Source organism: Hydrogenophaga sp. GW101-3F08 (genome assembly GCF_059424585.1).
The window spans coordinates 424,852-441,970 of the sequence record NZ_JBWKZP010000003.1 but is presented as its reverse complement, the minus strand read 5'-3'; the positions used below and the strand labels follow the sequence as shown (position 1 = coordinate 441,970).

The following is a 17,119-nucleotide window of genomic DNA, read 5'->3' as shown; positions in this document are numbered from 1 at the left end:
CAGGGCGGAGGTCCGCCCATGAACGCCGCGAACCCTGCCGTGGTGCGCCGCCTGCTCGCCGTCGCGCTGGGCGCGGCACTGCTGCTGTTGGTCGCGCTCGCGGTGCTGATCGCGCGGCAGCTCGGCGCCGAGGGGCTGCCACCGCTGACCGCAGCGCCCGCGCCCGCCGACCCGGCGCTGGTCGCGCGCGGCGCCTACCTGGCGCGCGCCGGCAACTGCGCCGCCTGCCACACCACGCGCGGCGGCCCGCCCTACGCGGGCGGGCGCGGCATCGAGACACCCTTTGGCACCGTGTTCGCCGGCAACCTCACGCCCGACCCCGAGCATGGCCTGGGCCGCTGGAGCGCCGAGGCCTTCTGGCGCGCCCTGCACCATGGCCAGTCGCGCGACGGCCGGTTGCTCTACCCCGCGTTTCCCTACACCAGCTTCACCCAGATCAGCCGCGAAGACAGCGATGCGCTGCACGCCTTCCTGCGCAGCCTGCCGCCGGTGGCGCAGCCCAATCGGCCCCATGCGCTGCGCTTTCCCTACCGCACCCGGGCCGCGCTGGCGGTCTGGCGCGCGCTGTATTTCGAACCAGGCGGTTTCCAGCCCGACCCTGCGCAGCCGGCCGACTGGAACCGCGGCGCCTACCTGGTGCGCGGGCTGGCCCACTGCGCGGCCTGCCACGCCCCGCGCGATGCGCTCGGCGGCGTGGCGGCGGGGCGCGAGTTCGACGGCGGGCTCATGGCCGGGCAGGGCTGGTACGCGCCGTCGCTGCGCAACCGCTTCGAAGCGGGCCTGGCCGACTGGGCGGCGCAGGACATCGTGGACCTGCTCAAGACCGGCGTGGCGCACGGCGGCACCGGCGCGGCCAAGGGCGCGGCCATGGGGCCGATGGCCGAGGTGGTGTTCCACAGCACCCAGCACCTGAGCGACGCCGACCTGCGCGCCATGGCCCGCTACCTGCGCAGCCTGGGCCTCGACGCTGGGGCACCGCCACCGGCCGCGCCGCGCGCCGCCTCGGCGCAGCTGGCGCTCGGCCAGCGGGTCTACGAGGCGCAATGCACCGACTGCCATGGCGCCCAGGGCGAAGGCGCGCGCCAGGCCTACCCGCCGCTGGCCGGCAACCGCGCGCTCACCCTGGCCTCAGCGGTCAACCCGGTGCAGGCCGTTCTCAACGGCGGCTTCGCCCCCGCCACCGCCGGCAACCCCCGGCCCTACGGCATGCCGCCCTACCGCACCCTGCTCAGCGACGCCGAGATCGCCGCCGTGATCACCTACGCGCGCCAGAGCTGGGGCAACCAGGCCGCGGCGGTGTCGCCGCTGGAGGTGCAGCGGCTGCGCTGAAAGGCTTGCGCGCTAAGCGGCGTGCCCGCCGGCGATCCACTCGGCCCAGAAGTCGATGCAGGCCTTGATCTTCGGCAGCCGCTGGCGCGCGCTGGCGATGACGGCGTAGACCGGCACCGGCTGGGGGTCGATGCAATCGGCCAGCACCGGCACCAGCCGCCCCTGCCGCACCAGCGGGTCGGCGGCCACCGTGGCGAGCCGGCCGATGCCCAGGCCCTCCAGCACCATGTTGGCCGCCAGGCCGGTGTCGTTGGCGCGCCAGTAGCCTTCGGCCGTCAGCCGCACCGGGGCCCCGTCCACGATGAACGGCCAGTGGTTGAGGTGGGGAGCGGCGCTGTTGACGATGAGCCGGTGCTCGCGCAGCTCGTCGGGGTGCCGGGGCAGGCCGGCCCGGGCGGCATAGTCCGGCGCCGCGTACAGCGCACGGCCCAGCAGCCCGATCTGCCGCGCCACCAGGGTCTCGGGCAGCGAGGTGCTGGTGCGGATGGCGATGTCGATGCCGTCGCGCGCCAGATCGGCCATCCGGTCGCTCACCTCCAGCTCCAGGCGCAGCTGCGGGTGTCGCTCGTTCAGGGCCTGCAGGCTGGGCAGCAGCAGGTACTGCGCCATCACGGAGCTGACCGCCACGCGCACCAGGCCGCGCGCTTCGCCGGCCTGGGTGGCGAACTCGCTCTCCAGCTGTTCCAGCGTGCCGGTGATGCGGTGGCAATAGTCCAGAAAGGTCTCGCCCTCGGCGGTGAGCGCGAGCCCGTGGGTGGAGCGGTGGATCAGGCGCGCCGCGCAGGTCTTTTCGATGCGGGTGAGCGCGCGGGAAATCTGGCTCACCGGCACATCGCGTTCGCGCGCCACGGCCGACAGATTGCGCAGCGCCGCGACGCGGGCGAACAGCTGGAGGTCGTCGAAGGCCAGATCGTTCATGACCGCGATGGTAGGCCAGGTGGTTTTGCGCCGGGCGCAAAACGCTTTTGAACCGCATGCCGTTTCCCCGACACCCGGCCTTGCCTAGAGTTCAGGCACCCCTTCAAAGGAGCTTCACCATGAACACCGAGCACCTCCACCAGACCCTTTCCCCCCAGGCCTACGCGGCCCTGCTCGACGGCCTGCAGGCCCAGGCCGAGCGCCAGCGCCGGGCCGAGCAGCGCGCCTTTGGCACGGGCGGGTGGCGCCGCATCTGGCGGGCCGCCCTGCGGGCACAGACGCCGACCGCGCCGTTCAGCGCCTGCGCCGCCGCTCGGAAGGCCTGAGCATGCCCACCTTGCTCCTCAAGATCGCCCCGCTGCAGAACCCCGAGCGCTACCAGGCCCTGGCCGCCGCGCTGACCGCCATCACCGCCGACACCCTGGGCAAACGGCCCGAAGTCACGGCGGTGGTGATCGATGACCTGCCGCTGGCACGCTGGGCCGTGGGTGGGCGCACGGTGCAGGGAGCCACGGCGCTGCTGGAGATCAGCGTCACAGCGGGCACCAATACCGAGGCGCAGAAAGCGCGCTTCATCGGGGCCGCGTTCAACGAACTGCGGCGCCAGCTCGCCCCCGATGGCGCGCTCGAAGAGGCCAGCTACGTGATCGTGCGCGAGCTGCCGGCCAGCGACTGGGGCTATGGCGGGCAGACCCAGGCGGCGCGTCGCGCGGGTCCGGTGGCCAGCGCAACGGGTGGGTAGGCCCAGAGGCCCAGAGGCCCGGGCTGCTCGGTCAGGCGTTCGCCAGGCTCACCACATGGGCTGTGCGCGGGTCGGTGCGGCCGGCCTGCAGCTCGGCGATCACCTCGCTGGCGGCGGCGAACCCCTGGCCGTGCCGGATCTGCATCCACGGTTGGTGCGGGTCGCTGATCGTGCGCAGGAACCGCGTCTGCGCGGCCCGCAGGCGCTGCTCGAACCCCTCGGCGCCCCAGTCGGCCCGGCGCTTCTGGATCTGCGTCGGGGCGAAGAAGAACGTGGGGCGGGGATCCGGCCAGCGCACCCCCGTGGCCTCGCCGCTGGGGTTCGCCGAGCCGACCACGCAGTCGTACACCAGCGCCGGCCCGAAGTGCTCGCGCACCTGCGCGCGCACATCCGGGCTGCCGGCGAAATCGAGGTAGAGCGTGGGCGTGGTGGCCGGCAGGCTGGCCAGCCCGTCGTAGCCGAGCACGCGGTCGTAGCAGCCGAGCGAGCGCAGAAAGTCCTGGTGGCGCGGCGAGGTCAGGGCGATGCGCGTGATGCCCGGGTGCGCGCCCAGGCAATGGGCGGTGCCATAGGCCGTCTTGCTCGACGCGCTGGAAATGACCACCTGCTGCGCGCCGAAAAACGCCTGATCGGCCAGGAAATCCGCGCAGACAAAGGACGTGGTGAACAAGGGGCGCACCACCAGCAGCGGGTGCTCCAGCCCGGGCTGGTGGGCCGGGTCGGCGCTGCAGCGCTGGTAATGGTTGTACACCGGCGCCAGGAGCTGGCGGTGCTCGGCAGCGTCGGAAAAGCCGTGCGGTTTCACCCGGGTGGCCCGCACCTTGAGGTGGCTGGCGATGGGGAAGAACCCATAGAAGCGTTCACCCACCGCGATGCCCTCGGCGCTGGACAGCACGACATCGCCAAACCCCCACACCGGTATCTGCCCCCAGCCGGCCTCGCCGGTGGGAAACAGGTCCCAGTAGTGCATGCTGTCGCCGAACGCGGCGTAGGTGAGGTTGTTGGTGGTGAGCGCGAAGCAGTCCAGCCGGAAGACGACTTCGCCGGCCTGCAGCGGAAGGGGCATGGACACGGTGTCCAGGCGGGAGGTGGCGACCGCGTCCTTGCGCGTGCGCAGGCTCGTGACCGAGAGGGCATCGCGCATGGCGCGTCTCCTGGGAATGGGGTGGAAGGGCGAGTCTCCCCGCGACGGGCGGGCGGCGCTGAAACCTGGGTGACAGCGGCGGGCCGTCGGCCCCTGCGACGGCGCGGCTGGAGCGCCGGGAGAGGCTCAGTCGGCCGGCGTGAAATGCGCCACCAGCGCCTCGCCCCATTCCCAGGGCCCGGTGATCGTCAGCGTCACCGTGGTCCAGCCGCCATCGGTCTGCGCCTGCTGGTCGGCGTCCCAGGTGCCGCCCTCGTCCAGCGGGCCACGCAGGCCGGGGCTGTGGCGCTCGGCCCAGTCCAGCACGGTCCGCACCTCGGCCATCACCGCGGGCAGCTCAGCCGCGCGCACGCTGGCCATGGCGTCCCAGGTGCCAGTGCCTTCGCCATCGTCGCTGGCGTCGAAGATCAGGTATTGAAGCGTCATGCCGCGATTGTCTTCGTGGCTTCTCTGCGCCATGCAAAACGGCGCCCGAAGGTGCCGTTTGAACGAAGGGTTGGCTCGGGGAGAGCCCTCACCCCCAGCCCTCTCCCAGAGGGAGAGGGGGCAAGAGGGGACGCCTCTCCCGGAATGTGCATGCGGGATCAGGCCGCCTTCACTTTCAAGCGCCAGGCATGCAGCAGCGGCTCGGTGTAGCCGCTCGGCTGGGCCAGGCCCTTGAACACCAGGTCGCAGGCGGCCTGGTAGGCCATGCTGGTGCTGAAGTTGCCGGCCATCTTCTTGTAGAACGGGTCGCTGGCGTTCTGCTGGTCCACCACGGCGGCCATGCGCTCGAAGGTTTCCTTCACTTGGGGCAAGGTCACCACGCCATGTTTGAGCCAGTTGGCCATGTGCTGGCTGGAAATGCGCAGCGTGGCGCGGTCTTCCATCAGGCCCACGTTGTGGATGTCGGGCACCTTGGAACAGCCCACGCCCTGGTCGACCCAGCGCACCACGTAGCCCAGGATGCCCTGGGCGTTGTTGTCCAGCTCCTGCTGCTTCTCGGCGGCGCTCCAGCTGGGGCTGGCGGCCACGGGGATGGTCAGCAGGCCGGTGAGCAGGTTGTCGCGCTCCTTGGTGGCGTCGATCTTCTCCAGCTCCTTCTGCACGTCGGACACCAGCACCTGGTGGTAGTGCAGGGCGTGCAGGGTGGCGCCGGTGGGGCTGGGCACCCAGGCGGTGTTGGCACCGGCCTTGGGGTGGGCGATCTTCTGCTCCATCATGGCCTTCATCAGGTCGGGCATGGCCCACATGCCTTTGCCGATCTGGGCCTTGCCGCGCAGGCCGCAGGCCAGGCCCACCAGCACGTTGTTGCGCTCGTAGGCCTGGATCCAGGCGCTGGTCTTCATGTCGCCCTTGCGCACCATGGGGCCGGCCAGCATGGCGCTGTGCATCTCGTCGCCGGTGCGGTCCAGGAAGCCGGTGTTGATGAAGGCCACGCGGCTGGCGGCGGCGGCGATGCAGGCTTTGAGGTTGACGCTGGTGCGGCGCTCTTCGTCCATGATGCCGAGCTTGACCGTGCTCTCTTTCAGACCCAGCACCTGCTCGACGCGGCCGAACAGCTCGTCGGCGAAGGCCACTTCCTTGGGACCGTGCATCTTGGGCTTGACGATGTAGACCGAGCCCTTGCGCGAGTTGCGGATCGGATCTTTCTTGGTGCGCTTGAGGTCGTGCATGGCGATGGTGGTGGTGACCATCGCGTCCAGGATGCCTTCGGGAATCTCTTGGCCTTCCGGTCCCCACAGCACGGCGGGGTTGGTCATGAGGTGGCCGACGTTGCGCACGAACATGAGCGAGCGGCCGTGCAGGCGCACACCCTTCTTGCCCGTGGGCGCGGTGTATTCGCGGTCGGCGTTCAGGCCGCGGGTCAGCGTCTTGCCGCCCTTTTCGAACGATTCGGTCAGCGTGCCCTGCAGGATGCCGAGCCAGTTGCGGTAGGCCAGCACCTTGTCTTGTGCGTCCACCGCGGCCACGGAGTCTTCCAGGTCGAGGATGGTGGAGAGCGCGGCTTCCACCACCAGGTCGCTCACGCCGGCGGCGTCGCTCGCGCCGATGGGCGTGGCGCGGTTGATCTGGATCTCCAGGTGCAGGCCGTTGTGCTTGAGCAGCACGGCGGTCGGGGCCTTGGCCTCGCCCTGGTAGCCGATGAACTGGCTCTTGTCGGTCAGTTTGCTGGTGCCGCCTTCGGCCAGGCCGACCACGAGTTCACCGTCCTTGTTGACCTTGTAACCGGTGGAGCCGACGTGCGAACCCTTCTTCAGCGGGGCGCAGCGGTCGAGCACGTGGCGCGCGTATTCGATGACCTTGGCGCCGCGCTTGGGGTTGTAGCCACCCTTCTTGCCGACTTTCTCGCAGCCCTTGTCTTCGCTCAGCACGTCGGTGCCGTAGAGCGCGTCGTACAGGCTGCCCCAGCGGGCGTTGGCGGCGTTGAGCGCGTAGCGCGCGTTCAGGATCGGCACCACCAGCTGGGGCCCGGCCTGAACGGCCAGCTCGTCGTCCACGTGGCGGGTCGTGGCCTTGACCTTTTTGGGCTCGGGCACCAGGTAGCCGATGGATTCGAGGAACTGGCGGTAGGCCGCCATGTCGGTGATGGGGCCGGGGTGGGCGCTGTGCCAGGTGTCCAGTTCGGTCTGCAGGCGGTCGCGTTCGGCCAGCAGGGCGGCGTTCTTCGGGGCCAGGTCGGCCACGATGGCGTCAAAGCCTTTCCAGAAAGTGGCGCTGGCCACGCCGGTGCCGGGCAGCACGCTGTTGTTGATGAACTCGTAGAGCTCGGTGGCGACCTGCAGGCCGTGGACGGGGGTGCGCGGGGTGGATGCGGACATGGCGGACCTCGAAAAAAGGAAGAACAGGAAACGGGAGAAGGGCAAGGGCTTCCAACCGGGCCGGCGGCGTCTGGCGCGGGCGGGCCAGCGCGGGGCGCACCGACCGTGGGCCACGACAGCATGTTATTTGATACCTGGTTCGGTATTAAACAACTCGATGCCGAAGAATAAGTGACATTTATGGTGGTAATGGTGGTGTCGGCTGATTTCAGACCTGCCCGCTCAGACGGCGGGCGGCGGCCAGCACCGGCTTGACGTGCCGCTCTTCAAAACGGTGGGCCGGCATGGTCAGCGTCAGGGCGGCGGCGATGCGGCCGTCGGCGTGGAACACCGGCGCGGAGATGCCCGCCACCTCGGCCAGGCGGTCCCCTTCGGCGATCCAGTAGCCCTGTTCGCGGATGGTCGCGCTGATGCGTTTTTCGCCCTGCGTCGGGCGGTGGCTGTCGTCGCCCGCGCCGAAGGCCGTGAGCACGCGCCCGCCGCTGCCCCGGTTCAGCGGCAGCACCTCGCCGGCCCGGATGTGGTCGCGCACGGGCTGCGGCGAATCCACCCGGTACAGGCACAGCCGGGTCTGGTTCGGGGCCTGGCCTTGCCGCACGTGGTAGGCCGCGCTTTCGCCGGTCTGGCGCACCAGCTCGCGCAACACCGGCAGCACGATGCGGTCGAGCGAAAACGAGGCGGCGTAGATGCCGTGCAGCCGTGCTACCTCGCCGCCGAGCGCGTAGCGGCCGTCGTCGAGCCGCTGCAGCAGCCGTGCGTGCTCCAGCGAGGCCAGCAGCCGCAGCGCCGTGCTTTTGTAGAGTCGCGTGCGCTCGGCCAGCTCGGCCAGCGTCAGCGCGGTGTCGCCAGCGCGGAACGCGCCCAGCAGCGAAAGCGCACGATCGACCGCCGCGGCGCCACCGGGGGCGGCGTTGTCGTCGGCCATGGAATGGGTCTGGGCTTTGCGGGGCATGGGGCTGGATTGACACGGGGGCAAGGCTCTGCCATGATTTCTTTAGAAAGAATACTGTTCTAACTAACAGAACGCAAGCCCATTCATGAATTTTTCCAAACACGGCCCCGCTGGGCCCCAGGTGCTGATCAGCGAGGTCGGCCCACGCGACGGTCTGCAGTCGGTGCGCGCCACCATGGCCACGGTCGACAAATGCCGCTGGATCGACGCGCTGGCCGCCGCCGGTCTGCGCGAGATCGAGGTGGGCTCTTTTGTTCCGGCCAAGCTGCTGCCCCAGATGGCCGACGTGGCCGAGGTGGTGCGCCACGCGCTCACCCTCACGGCCCGGTACCCCGGCCTTACCGTGATGGCCCTGGTGCCCAACCGGCGCGGTGCCGAGGCGGCGCTGGCCGCGGGCGTGCACAAGCTCACTCTGCCGGTGTCGGCCAGCGAGGCGCATTCGCTGGCCAATGTGCGCAAGACGCGCGAACAGATGCTGGACGAGCTGCGCGAGGTGCTCGCGCTGCGGCGCGAGCGCGCGCCCGGCGTGTTGGTCGAGGTGGGGCTGTCCACCGCGTTCGGCTGCACGCTGCAGGGCGTGGTGGACGAAGACGACGTGATCCGCCTGGCGGTGGCCTGCGCGCAGGCGGGTGTGGACGAGGTTGGCCTGTCCGACACCACCGGCATGGCCCACCCGGCCCAGGTGCGCCGCCTGTTCACCCGACTGCGCGCCGAGCTGGGCGGGCACGCCGGCGCGGCCCACATGCACAACACCCGTGGCCTGGGCCTGGCCAACTGCCTGGCCGCGTTCGACGTGGGCGTGCGCACGTTTGACGCCTCGCTCGGCGGCCTGGGCGGTTGCCCGTATGCGCCCGGCGCCTCGGGCAACGTGGTCACCGAAGACCTGGTGTTCATGTTCGAGGCCATGGGCCTGCGCACCGGCGTCGATCTGGAAAAGCTCATCGCCGCGCGCGCGCCGCTGCAGGCCGGCCTGCCCGGCGAGCCGGTCTACGGCATGATCCCCGAGGCCGGCCTGCCCAAGGGCTGGCACGTCGCCTGAAGCTTTCTGATTCAACCCCATGCAAGACAACACCGCCACCACCGAGTTGCCCCGCCACCTCCCCTACGAAGGCATCCGCGTCGTTGAATTCACCCACATGGTGATGGGCCCCACCTGCGGCATGGTGCTGGCCGACCTGGGTGCCGAAGTCATCAAGGTGGAGCCGCCCGCGGGCGACAACACGCGCCGCCTGCTCGGCTCGGGCGCGGGCTTCTACCCGCTGTTCAACCGCAACAAGAAGAGCCTGGTGCTCGACCTGCAGTCGCCCGAGGGCAGGGAAGCCGCGCTCAGGCTCATCGCCACCGCCGACGTGGTGAGCGAGAACTTCAAGCCCGGCACCATGAAGAAGCTCGGGCTCGACCACGAGAGCCTGAAGGCGCTCAACCCGCGCCTCATCTATGTGAGCCACAAAGGCTTCCTGCCCGGCCCCTACGACCACCGCACCGCGCTCGACGAGGTGGTGCAGATGATGGGCGGCCTGGCCTACATGACCGGGCGCCCCGGCGACCCGCTGCGCGCGGGCTCCAGCGTGAACGACATCATGGGCGGCCTGTTCGGCGCCATCGGCGTCATGGCCGCGCTCAGCGCGCGCGAGAAGACCGGTCGGGGCTGCGAGGTGCAGAGCGCGCTGTTCGAGAACAACGTGTTCCTGGTGGCGCAGCACATGATGCAGTACGCCGTGACCGGCCAGCCCGCCGCGCCCATGCCCGAGCGCATCTCGTCCTGGGGCATCTACGACGTGTTCAAGGTGCAGGGCGGCGAGCAGATCTTCCTGGCGGTGGTGAGCGACACGCAGTGGGCCATCTTCTGCGACGCCTTCGGCTACGCCGACCTGCGCGACGACCCGCGCCTGCAGACCAACAACCACCGCGTGCGCGAGCGCGACTGGCTGATTCCGCTGCTGCGCGAGCGCCTGGGTGCGCGGGCCGCGAGCGAGCTGGCCGAGGTGTTCGAGGCCCATGGCCTGCCGTTCGCCCCCATCACACGGCCGCACGACCTGCTGGACGACCCCCACCTCAAGGCCACCGGCGGCCTGGCGCCCATCACCTTGACCGACGGCGCGGCCGCGGGCCGGCAGGCGCAGACGGTGCTGCTGCCGTTCACGCTCGACGGCGAGCGCCCCGGCGTGCGCATGAGCCCACCCCGGCTGGGCGAGCACAACGAGGAACTGCTGCGGGCGCTGGGCTACGACACGCAGGCCATAGACCGTCTCAGCGGGCGCTGACGGGACGACCCGCCGGGCATAAACTGCGCGCTGGCGGGTGATCCGTGTGGACGCCCTGTGTGGTCTTTGTGACTTTGCATCTTTTCAAGGAGGTTGGTATGACGGACTCTCAATCGCTGCGCTGGACCGCGGCACTGCTGGTGTCTCTGACGGTGGCCGCTTGCGGCGGGAATGACGACGGCTACGGCGCGGTTGCGGTGAGCACGTCCACGAACCGGGTGGCCATTTCCGCCGGGGAACTGACCCAGTCGGTCGCCAACGACGAGGCGCGCGACGAGTGCGACGCGAACGACTGCACGGTGGTGCTGCAGTTCGAGGACTGTGGGGCCGCGTCCGCCGGCACCATCGGCCAGACCCTGGTGATCGCGGCGGCGGCCGGCGGCTCGGCGTTCGACGCCCAGACGGCGGCCAACAACGCGTGCACCGCCCAGGGTGCGGTGGGTTGTGGCGAGATCCCCAATCTGCCGGCGCAGTGCAACTGAACGGTTGAGCGGATACGGCGGCGTGGCCGCCAATGTTGCGAATTTGGTAAAAAATGAACCCGAGGTGGCCGTTGATTACCCCGCTTTGATGCGGTAATCTGGCCCCCCATGGACAAGCTCAAGCAGCTCGAAACCTTTGTGGCCGTGGCCACGCGCGGCAGCCTCACCGCCGCGGCCAAGGCCGAGGGGGTGGCGCCGGCCATCATCGGCCGCCGGCTTGACGGGCTGGAGTCCCGTCTTGGCGTCAAGCTCATGGTGCGCACCACGCGCCGCATCACGCTCACGCACGAAGGCAGTGCCTTTCTGGAAGACTGCCAGCGCCTGCTGACCGACCTGGCCAATGCCGAAGCCAGTGTCAGCGCCGGCGGCGTCAAGGCCAGTGGGCATTTGCGCCTCACCGCGCCGGCCGGCTTTGGCCGCCGCCACGTGGCGCCGCTGGTGCCCCGCTTTCGAGAGCTGCACCCCGAGGTGACGATCTCGCTCAACCTGAGCGACCGCGTGGTGGACGTGGCCGGCGAGGCCTACGACTGCGCGGTGCGCGTGGGCGATCTGGCCGACTCTTCCCTGGTGAGCGTGCGCCTGGCCGACAACCGCCGCCTGTGCGTGGCCACGCCGAGATACCTGCAGCAGCACGGCCGCCCCGCGAACCCGGCCGATCTGGTGCGCTTTGACTGCCTCACGCTGTCCTCCGACGCGTCCCAGACGCGGGGCTGGGCGTTTTCCGTGCCGGCGGCCGGCGGCGAGGGCGCCGAGATCGTGCACCTGCGCCCGGGCGGCCCGCTCGATTGTTCGGACGGGCAGGTGCTGCACGAGTGGTGTCTGGCGGGCTACGGCATCGCCTGGCGCAGCGCCTGGGAGGTCGAGGCCGACATCGCGGCCGGGCGGCTGCAGAGCGTGCTCGACGAATTCGCCGCCCCGCCCAATGGCATCTTTGCCCTGTTTCCACAGCGCAAACACCTGGCGTTGCGCGTGCGGCTGTGGATCGACTTCCTCAAGCACCACTACAGCCAGCCCGATTTCTGGTCGGCAGGACGGGCCTGAATTGGCGCTACAGTGATGCCCGGGCGCAAGCCCTCCGCGATGTGCGGAATCTGTTGAAAACCACCCACCAATGGAAAGAGGGAGCGATATGCGGCGATGGATTCAAGGTCTGGGGATGGCGCTGGTGCTGTTGCTGGCCGGCTGCGGCGGCGGCGATGGCGCATCGGTCGCCGAAACGCAATGTGGCAGCCTGGGCCTGTCGCCCAAGGTCCTCAATGGCACCAACTGCGCCACGCCCGAGCTCTCGCCCGTGGTGCTGCTGTATGTGGTGAATTCCGCGGGTGCGGTGTCCGCCTGCTCCGGCACCATGATCAGCAGCGACAAGATCCTCACCGCCGCCCACTGCGTACGCGGCAGCGTGCGCCGGGTGGTGACGCCGGTCTGGCGCGCCGACGGCAGCGCGGGCGAGATGAACGCCAGCCGCTGGGTGGCCCACCCGGGGTTCCAGTGGACGGCAGAGGGGTTTGTGAACGACGTGGCGGTGATCTTCCTGCCCGCGGCGCTGCCCAACCCCACCATGCCGCTGCTGGTGAGCCAGCCGGCTGCGGTGGGGCAGTCGGTGTTCGTGGCGGGCTGGGGTGGTCCCGGGTTCCAGCTGGCCGTCGGCACGGTCACCCTTGAAATGGTCAAGACGGCGCAGCTGGGACACCATTACACGGGCGGCGCTGGCAGCAACACCTGCGGCGGCGATTCCGGTGGCCCCATGTACCGCCAGACCGGTGCGGGCAATGGCCTGATCGGCATCACCTCGTTTGGCACGGCCACCAGTTGTGGCGCCGACGATTATTCGTACTACACCAACCTGCAGAGCCCGGCGGTGCAGAGCTTCATCCGGGCCCAGGTGCCTGAGGCGGCCACGATCTAAACAGGGGTTGACGGGGTTCCGATGAGTGGGCCGTACAGCCCGCTGCGCCGGCTCTCCAGATAGCTGTGCCCGCGAGCTGCGGCCAAAGCGCTCGGGTCCAGCGTCACCCACAACAGTTCCTCGCCGCGCCCGGCGCGCGCCAGCACCGCGCCCGTGGCGTCGGCCACGGTGCTCAGGCCACCATAGGCGGTGCCGTTTTCCTGGCCACAGGCGTTGGCGTAGGCCACGAACACCCGGTTTTCGCAGGCCCGCGCGGGCACCAGCAGCTGGGGTACCTCGTCGAACGCCGCCATGTTGGCCGTGGGCACCAGCACCGCGTCCACCCCTTGCAGCGCCAGCAGGCGCACGGTCTCGGGAAACTCCACGTCGTAGCAGATCAGCAGGCCCAGGCGCCAGCCGCGCCATACGAACACCTGCGAGGCCGTCTCGCCCGCGCTGAACTGCGCGCGGTCCATGGCGCCGTAGAGGTGGGTCTTGCGGTAGCGGGCCTGCGACCGGCCGTCGGGGCCGATGGCCTGCACGGCGTTGAAGGGTGGGCCCAGCGGGTTGTGTTCGGGGTAGCCGTAGACGATGCCGAGGCCGTGGCGCTGCGCGATGACGGCCACGGCCTGCGCCAGCGCGCCGTCGGCCGGCTCGGCCAGATCCCGCACGCGCTCGGCGCCGATGGCGTAACCGGTGAGACCCATCTCGGGACACAGCAGCAGCTGCGCGCCCTGCGCGCGGGCCCGGGCGGCCGCGTCGTCGAGCCGCTGCAGCGCCTCGGCTGGGGTGGCGGCGTAAGGGGTTTGCCAGAGGGCGAGGGTGAGCGGTTCGGTGTTCATGGAGGTGCGCGGCGGGGGTGTTTCATCTACTCGGGCAAGGCCATCGGGCCGATCTGCGCGAACACATCGCCCGGCCCCGGGTTCGCGGCGTGGCACCGTCCGCCCAGGTGGCGCACGATGCCCCAGACCGCGTTCAGCGAGGTCTGTACCGCGCCCTCGACCCAGGCCGGCGTCCAGGACACGTCGTCGCCGGCGATGAAGATGCCGCGCTCGGCTTCGGGAAAGGCGTCCTGCATGAAGTGGCTGTACATGCGGTGGTTGTAGCGGTAGTGGCCGGGCAGGGCGCCCTTGAAGGCGCCGAGGAAATGCGGGTCGGCTTCCCACGACACGCTGATCGGGTCGCCCACGATGTGGCTGGCGATGTCCACGTCGGGGTAGATCTTCTGCAGCGCCGAAAGTGCGAGCTGCACGCGCTTGTGCGTGTCGTGCGGCAGCATCTTGAGCGCGTCGCCCATCCAGGCGTAACTCAGGCAGATCACGCCCGGCTGGTCCGGCCCGTTGTCGAACAGGTAGGTGCCGCGCGTGAGGCGGTCGGTGAGCGTCATGCCCAGCGTGGGCCAGCCGTTGGCCTTCAGGTCGTTCCAGAACGGGCGGTCCACCATGACGAAGGTCTTGCTCGACTGCATGTAGCGCGTGCGGTCCAGCGCCATCCAGTGCTTCTGCGAAAACAGCGTCTCTTCCACCGCGATCTGCGTGGTCAGCAGCCAGCTCTGGCAGGTGGTGAGCGCGGCCGGGTAGTGGCGCGTGTTGCCCCAGGTGTCGGTCAGCGCGAGCTGGCCGTCGGGCGCGCGCGCGATGGCCGTCACGCCCGGGCGCGGCGCGCCGTGGTGCAGGCCGGCCAGCGTGGTGCCCGCCGGCCAGTGGCGCAGCTCGTGCGCGGCGGGCGCGTGGTGCCACAGGCCCACGGGCACCTGCTGGGCGCCGCCCACGATCAGGTGCTGGTTTTCGTCGCAGCCCGTGAGCACCACGCGCAGGATCTCCAGCATGGAGTTGGGGAAGTCCGAGTCCCAGCCGCCGGTGCCGAAGCCCACCTGGCCAAACACCTCGCGGTGGCGGAACGAGAGCGCGGCAAAGGCGGGGGACTGCGCCACGAAGTCGTAAAAGGTGCGGTCGTCCCACAGCGGCACCAGGCGGTCCCACAGGGCTTTGAGGCGCGGCACGTCGCGCTCGCGCAGCGCCTGCTGCAGGCCGCTGAAGCCGGCGCCGTCTTCCAGCGCGCTGGCCCAGGCTTCGGCCACCTCGGCAAACAGCGGCGGCAGATCGGCCAGGTCGCGCGCCCAGTGGGTCTGGCCTTCGAGGTCGATCACGGTGCAGCCCGCGGCGGGCGTGAGCGGGTTGGGGAAGGGCCGGGTCCGCAGGCCGAGCCGGTTCACGTAATGGAAAAACGCCGTGCTCGACGCCGGAAAGCGCATGCCGCCGAGCTCGGCCACCACGCCCTGGCCGCCCTCAAACGGCTGCGAGCGCAGCCGCCCGCCCATGCGCGAAGCCTCGTAGACCACCGGCTTCAAGCCCAGTTTCATCAGCTCGTAGGCCGCCACCATGCCGGCCATGCCCGCGCCCACGATGGCGACCTCGCTGCCCAGCCGCTCCGGCGGCAGCTCGCCCAGCCCCTGCGGGTGGGTGATCCAGTCGTCAAAGGCGAATGGGAAGTCCGGGCCGAAGATGGTGACGGGGGCGGTGGCGGGGCGGGTGGTGTTCATGGGGCGCAATCTGGAGAGGGGAGGTGCCGCGTTGATCCGGTTCAGGTGTGTGTGTGGCGACGGCCAGAAGGTCGGCGCGGGGGTTAGGTCAGGCTCATCATGAGCCAGCCCGCCGTGCCCCACATCATGAGCGCGACCAGGCCGTCGAGCGCGCGCCAGACCCGCAGCGAGTTGAGCCGGCGGCCGAGCCAGAACGCGGCCGCGCCCAGCGCGAAGAACCACACCACCGAGCCCGCCGCAGCGCCCAAGCCGAACACGGCGCTGCGCTGGCCATAGGCCAGGGAGGCCGAGCCGATCAACACGGCGGTGTCGAGCCAGGCGTGCGGGTTGAGCCAGGAAAAAGCCAGGGCCGACAGCACCGCCCGGCTGCGCGAGACCGGCTTCGCCACCGGGCCGGCGGCCTCAGTGGGCGCGTCGCCCATGGCGCCGGGCAGCTCGCCGGGGCGCAGAAAACGCTGGAACGCCTGCCAGCCGTACACCGAGAGGAACAGCATGCCGGCCCCCACCAGGGCGCCCTGCAGCTTGTCGGACAGGCCACCGAGCTGGGCCAGACCGAGCACCCCCAGCGAGATCAGCACCACGTCGGACAGCGCGCACACCGCCACGGTGAGCCACAGGTGCTGGCGCTGCAGGCCCATGCGCAGCACATGGGCGTTTTGCGGGCCGATCGCCATGATCAGCGACATGCTCAGCACCATGCCGGCGGTGAAGGCGGGCGAGAGAAAAGCGGGCAGGGGCGGCAGTGTGAAGGCCAGGGCGGACATGGTGGGTTCCTCGCAAGCGGGTTCGGTTCGGGCGTTGGCCCGGGTGTGTGACGCGAACCGAGTGTGCTTGAACCGCGCTTGAAGTTAATGGGTATTAACCAAAACTGAGTTTGGTTTAATTTTTATTAACTTAATGAGGTCAGCAGTACAGGGGAGAACCTCTCCGGAGCGCCGCACCCCAACCGAGAACGCGGCGGAACTGGCTTCGCCAGGCCGCACGCGTTGCCCCCTTTCAGGGGGTCGCGCGCAGCGCGGCGGGGGTGTTTCAAATCTGCTGGCGGGTCTGCGACGGTGTCTCGCCAAACAGGACCTTGTACTCCTGGGAGAAGTGGCCCATGTGCCAGAAGCCCCAGCGCGCGGCGGTGTCGGCGATGGTGGTCGCGGGCGGTCCTTCGCGCAGGGCGCGCCGCACCGCGTTGAGCCGCACGGTGCGCAGGTAGCTCGCCGGGCTCATGCCCAGCGCCTCCTGGAAACAGTTCTGCAGGGTCCGCCGCGTCACGTGCAGGCGGGTGCACAGCTCGGCCACGCTCAGCGGTTCGTCGGGCTGTTCGAACACCAGCTCCCGCACCCGGTGCACCAGCTCCTGGCGCCGCTGCTGCCGGGGGTTGACGGCCTCGCTCAGTGTCTGGGGCATCACGATGTCGCTGAGCACGGTCAGCAGGGCTTCGCGCAGCGTGCGGCGGCTGGCCGCGTGGAGCAGCACCTCGGGCTGGCTCTGCAGGCTGCGCAGCACCTCGCGCACCAGGCCCACCAGCCGGTAACGCTGCAGCGCCGTCAGCGCCTGCACCTGCGGCACACCGGCCCAGTCCTCGGGCCAGGGCCGGTGGTGCAGCGCCTGGGCGTGTTGCACCAGCTGTGCCTGGTCCAGCACCATGCCGTAGAGGCCGTGGCCGGCCGGCACCTGGAGGTCGAACGGGGTGTCGCCACAGGCCAGCATGAGCTGCAGGCCGCTGGTCGGGCGGCCCATGAAGCGCAGCCCGCCATCGGTCTCCGGCACGGCCAGGCCGATCCAGACGCCGCCGTGCCAGGGCCGGCAGCGCTGGTTGGTGGCGCAATTGGCCACCTCCTCGAACACCTGCAGGTCGTGGTCGACCAGCTCGCGCACCTCGCCGCTGAATGCGCCGGCGGACGTCTGCTCGTAGTGTTGCTCCCAGGCGTCCAGGTTGCGGGCGTGGATGTCCACATCCTGCGTGCGTTTGACGCGGAAGCAGGCGGCGGCGGTGTCGGACTGCACCAACATGGCGTGCTCCTTCGGACGGGGTTCTGGCCGGGCCTGAGTATCAAGTTTCATGCCAC

At 70.1% G+C, this 17,119-nt stretch carries 17 protein-coding genes; 8 read left to right on the top strand and 9 right to left on the bottom strand.

From position 1 onward, the window contains the following. The first annotated feature begins 18 nt into the window (after positions 1-18). The gene (locus AC07YZ_RS11515; protein WP_494794821.1) at positions 19-1,329 is read left to right on the top strand and encodes a c-type cytochrome; all 1,311 of its coding nucleotides are present in this window, start codon (positions 19-21) and stop codon (positions 1,327-1,329) included. A gap of 12 nt (positions 1,330-1,341) precedes the next feature. Here the strand turns inward: AC07YZ_RS11515 and AC07YZ_RS11510 are convergent, their stop codons facing one another. Continuing rightward, on the bottom strand, positions 1,342-2,247 hold the full coding sequence (locus tag AC07YZ_RS11510; protein ID WP_494794820.1) for a LysR family transcriptional regulator: 906 nt from the start codon (positions 2,245-2,247) through the stop codon (positions 1,342-1,344). A gap of 119 nt (positions 2,248-2,366) precedes the next feature. Between AC07YZ_RS11510 and AC07YZ_RS11505 the strand changes: the two genes are divergently transcribed. Continuing rightward, the gene (locus AC07YZ_RS11505; RefSeq protein ID WP_494794819.1) at positions 2,367-2,573 is read left to right on the top strand and encodes a hypothetical protein; all 207 of its coding nucleotides are present in this window, start codon (positions 2,367-2,369) and stop codon (positions 2,571-2,573) included. Between the two features lie 2 nt (positions 2,574-2,575). After that, positions 2,576-2,989 carry a tautomerase family protein gene (locus AC07YZ_RS11500; RefSeq protein WP_226491276.1) on the top strand — a complete coding sequence of 138 codons (414 nt, stop codon included), beginning with the start codon at positions 2,576-2,578 and terminating at the stop codon, positions 2,987-2,989. Between the two features lie 31 nt (positions 2,990-3,020). Here AC07YZ_RS11500 and AC07YZ_RS11495 read toward each other — a convergent pair whose 3' ends face one another. The 4 genes from AC07YZ_RS11495 to AC07YZ_RS11480 all read right to left on the bottom strand — a co-directional run bounded on the left by AC07YZ_RS11495 (position 3,021) and on the right by AC07YZ_RS11480 (position 7,886). After that, a complete protein-coding gene (locus AC07YZ_RS11495; RefSeq protein ID WP_494794818.1) occupies positions 3,021-4,133 on the bottom strand; it encodes a DUF2855 family protein in 1,113 nt (370 codons plus the stop codon). 126 nt (positions 4,134-4,259) lie between these two features. Continuing rightward, the gene (locus AC07YZ_RS11490; protein WP_226491278.1) at positions 4,260-4,559 is read right to left on the bottom strand and encodes a hypothetical protein; all 300 of its coding nucleotides are present in this window, start codon (positions 4,557-4,559) and stop codon (positions 4,260-4,262) included. 158 nt (positions 4,560-4,717) lie between these two features. Beyond that, positions 4,718-6,934 (bottom strand): malate synthase G, encoded by a 2,217-nt coding sequence (locus tag AC07YZ_RS11485; RefSeq protein WP_494794817.1) that lies wholly within the window; start codon positions 6,932-6,934, stop codon positions 4,718-4,720. A 208-nt stretch (positions 6,935-7,142) separates the two neighbouring features. Then, the gene (locus tag AC07YZ_RS11480; RefSeq protein WP_494794816.1) at positions 7,143-7,886 is read right to left on the bottom strand and encodes an IclR family transcriptional regulator; all 744 of its coding nucleotides are present in this window, start codon (positions 7,884-7,886) and stop codon (positions 7,143-7,145) included. An 85-nt stretch (positions 7,887-7,971) separates the two neighbouring features. On the opposite strand from AC07YZ_RS11480, the gene AC07YZ_RS11475 reads away from it, so the two are divergent. The 5 genes from AC07YZ_RS11475 (at position 7,972) to AC07YZ_RS11455 (ending at position 12,538) form a co-directional block, all read left to right on the top strand. Next, on the top strand, positions 7,972-8,925 hold the full coding sequence (locus tag AC07YZ_RS11475) for a hydroxymethylglutaryl-CoA lyase (protein ID WP_494794815.1): 954 nt from the start codon (positions 7,972-7,974) through the stop codon (positions 8,923-8,925). Positions 8,926-8,944: 19 nt separating this feature from the next. Beyond that, positions 8,945-10,150 (top strand): CaiB/BaiF CoA transferase family protein, encoded by a 1,206-nt coding sequence (locus tag AC07YZ_RS11470; protein ID WP_226491282.1) that lies wholly within the window; start codon positions 8,945-8,947, stop codon positions 10,148-10,150. 98 nt (positions 10,151-10,248) lie between these two features. Next, positions 10,249-10,632, top strand: coding sequence for a DUF4189 domain-containing protein (locus AC07YZ_RS11465; protein WP_494794814.1), 384 nt, complete (start codon positions 10,249-10,251; stop codon positions 10,630-10,632). A 108-nt stretch (positions 10,633-10,740) separates the two neighbouring features. Then, positions 10,741-11,673: a LysR family transcriptional regulator gene (locus AC07YZ_RS11460; protein WP_226491284.1), complete on the top strand. Its 933-nt coding sequence runs from the start codon at positions 10,741-10,743 to the stop codon at positions 11,671-11,673. 88 nt (positions 11,674-11,761) lie between these two features. After that, entirely contained in the window at positions 11,762-12,538 is a 777-nt protein-coding gene (locus AC07YZ_RS11455; protein WP_494794813.1) for a S1 family peptidase, read from the top strand. Here AC07YZ_RS11455 and AC07YZ_RS11450 read toward each other — a convergent pair. From AC07YZ_RS11450 to AC07YZ_RS11435, 4 genes are all read right to left on the bottom strand, one after another. Then, a complete protein-coding gene (locus tag AC07YZ_RS11450) occupies positions 12,535-13,359 on the bottom strand; it encodes a carbon-nitrogen hydrolase family protein (protein WP_494794812.1) in 825 nt (274 codons plus the stop codon). The two genes, AC07YZ_RS11455 and AC07YZ_RS11450, sit on opposite strands and share 4 nt — an antisense overlap. A 26-nt stretch (positions 13,360-13,385) precedes the next feature. Next, positions 13,386-15,059: a flavin monoamine oxidase family protein gene (locus tag AC07YZ_RS11445; RefSeq protein ID WP_226491287.1), complete on the bottom strand. Its 1,674-nt coding sequence runs from the start codon at positions 15,057-15,059 to the stop codon at positions 13,386-13,388. Between the two features lie 83 nt (positions 15,060-15,142). Further along, the gene (locus AC07YZ_RS11440; protein ID WP_494794811.1) at positions 15,143-15,823 is read right to left on the bottom strand and encodes a LysE/ArgO family amino acid transporter; all 681 of its coding nucleotides are present in this window, start codon (positions 15,821-15,823) and stop codon (positions 15,143-15,145) included. A 265-nt stretch (positions 15,824-16,088) separates the two neighbouring features. Next, positions 16,089-17,063, bottom strand: a complete 975-nt coding sequence (locus AC07YZ_RS11435; protein ID WP_226491289.1) for a helix-turn-helix domain-containing protein — start codon at positions 17,061-17,063, stop codon at positions 16,089-16,091. Positions 17,064-17,119: the final 56 nt, after the last annotated feature.

Bases quoted from the DNA above. Each gene is read 5' to 3' on its own strand.
- AC07YZ_RS11440 (WP_494794811.1), bottom strand. From the start codon at position 15,823: ATGTCCGCCCTGGCCTTCACACTGCCGCCCCTGCCCGCTTTTCTCTCG.
- AC07YZ_RS11470 (WP_226491282.1), top strand. From the start codon at position 8,945: ATGCAAGACAACACCGCCACCACCGAGTTGCCCCGCCACCTCCCCTAC.
- AC07YZ_RS11460 (WP_226491284.1), top strand. From the start codon at position 10,741: ATGGACAAGCTCAAGCAGCTCGAAACCTTTGTGGCCGTGGCCACGCGC.
- AC07YZ_RS11480 (WP_494794816.1), bottom strand. From the start codon at position 7,886: ATGCCCCGCAAAGCCCAGACCCATTCCATGGCCGACGACAACGCCGCC.
- AC07YZ_RS11450 (WP_494794812.1), bottom strand. From the start codon at position 13,359: ATGAACACCGAACCGCTCACCCTCGCCCTCTGGCAAACCCCTTACGCC.
- AC07YZ_RS11515 (WP_494794821.1), top strand. From the start codon at position 19: ATGAACGCCGCGAACCCTGCCGTGGTGCGCCGCCTGCTCGCCGTCGCG.
- AC07YZ_RS11505 (WP_494794819.1), top strand. From the start codon at position 2,367: ATGAACACCGAGCACCTCCACCAGACCCTTTCCCCCCAGGCCTACGCG.
- AC07YZ_RS11500 (WP_226491276.1), top strand. From the start codon at position 2,576: ATGCCCACCTTGCTCCTCAAGATCGCCCCGCTGCAGAACCCCGAGCGC.
- AC07YZ_RS11485 (WP_494794817.1), bottom strand. From the start codon at position 6,934: ATGTCCGCATCCACCCCGCGCACCCCCGTCCACGGCCTGCAGGTCGCC.
- AC07YZ_RS11510 (WP_494794820.1), bottom strand. From the start codon at position 2,247: ATGAACGATCTGGCCTTCGACGACCTCCAGCTGTTCGCCCGCGTCGCG.
- AC07YZ_RS11490 (WP_226491278.1), bottom strand. From the start codon at position 4,559: ATGACGCTTCAATACCTGATCTTCGACGCCAGCGACGATGGCGAAGGC.
- AC07YZ_RS11475 (WP_494794815.1), top strand. From the start codon at position 7,972: ATGAATTTTTCCAAACACGGCCCCGCTGGGCCCCAGGTGCTGATCAGC.
- AC07YZ_RS11435 (WP_226491289.1), bottom strand. From the start codon at position 17,063: ATGTTGGTGCAGTCCGACACCGCCGCCGCCTGCTTCCGCGTCAAACGC.
- AC07YZ_RS11495 (WP_494794818.1), bottom strand. From the start codon at position 4,133: ATGCGCGATGCCCTCTCGGTCACGAGCCTGCGCACGCGCAAGGACGCG.
- AC07YZ_RS11445 (WP_226491287.1), bottom strand. From the start codon at position 15,059: ATGAACACCACCCGCCCCGCCACCGCCCCCGTCACCATCTTCGGCCCG.
- AC07YZ_RS11465 (WP_494794814.1), top strand. From the start codon at position 10,249: ATGACGGACTCTCAATCGCTGCGCTGGACCGCGGCACTGCTGGTGTCT.
- AC07YZ_RS11455 (WP_494794813.1), top strand. From the start codon at position 11,762: ATGCGGCGATGGATTCAAGGTCTGGGGATGGCGCTGGTGCTGTTGCTG.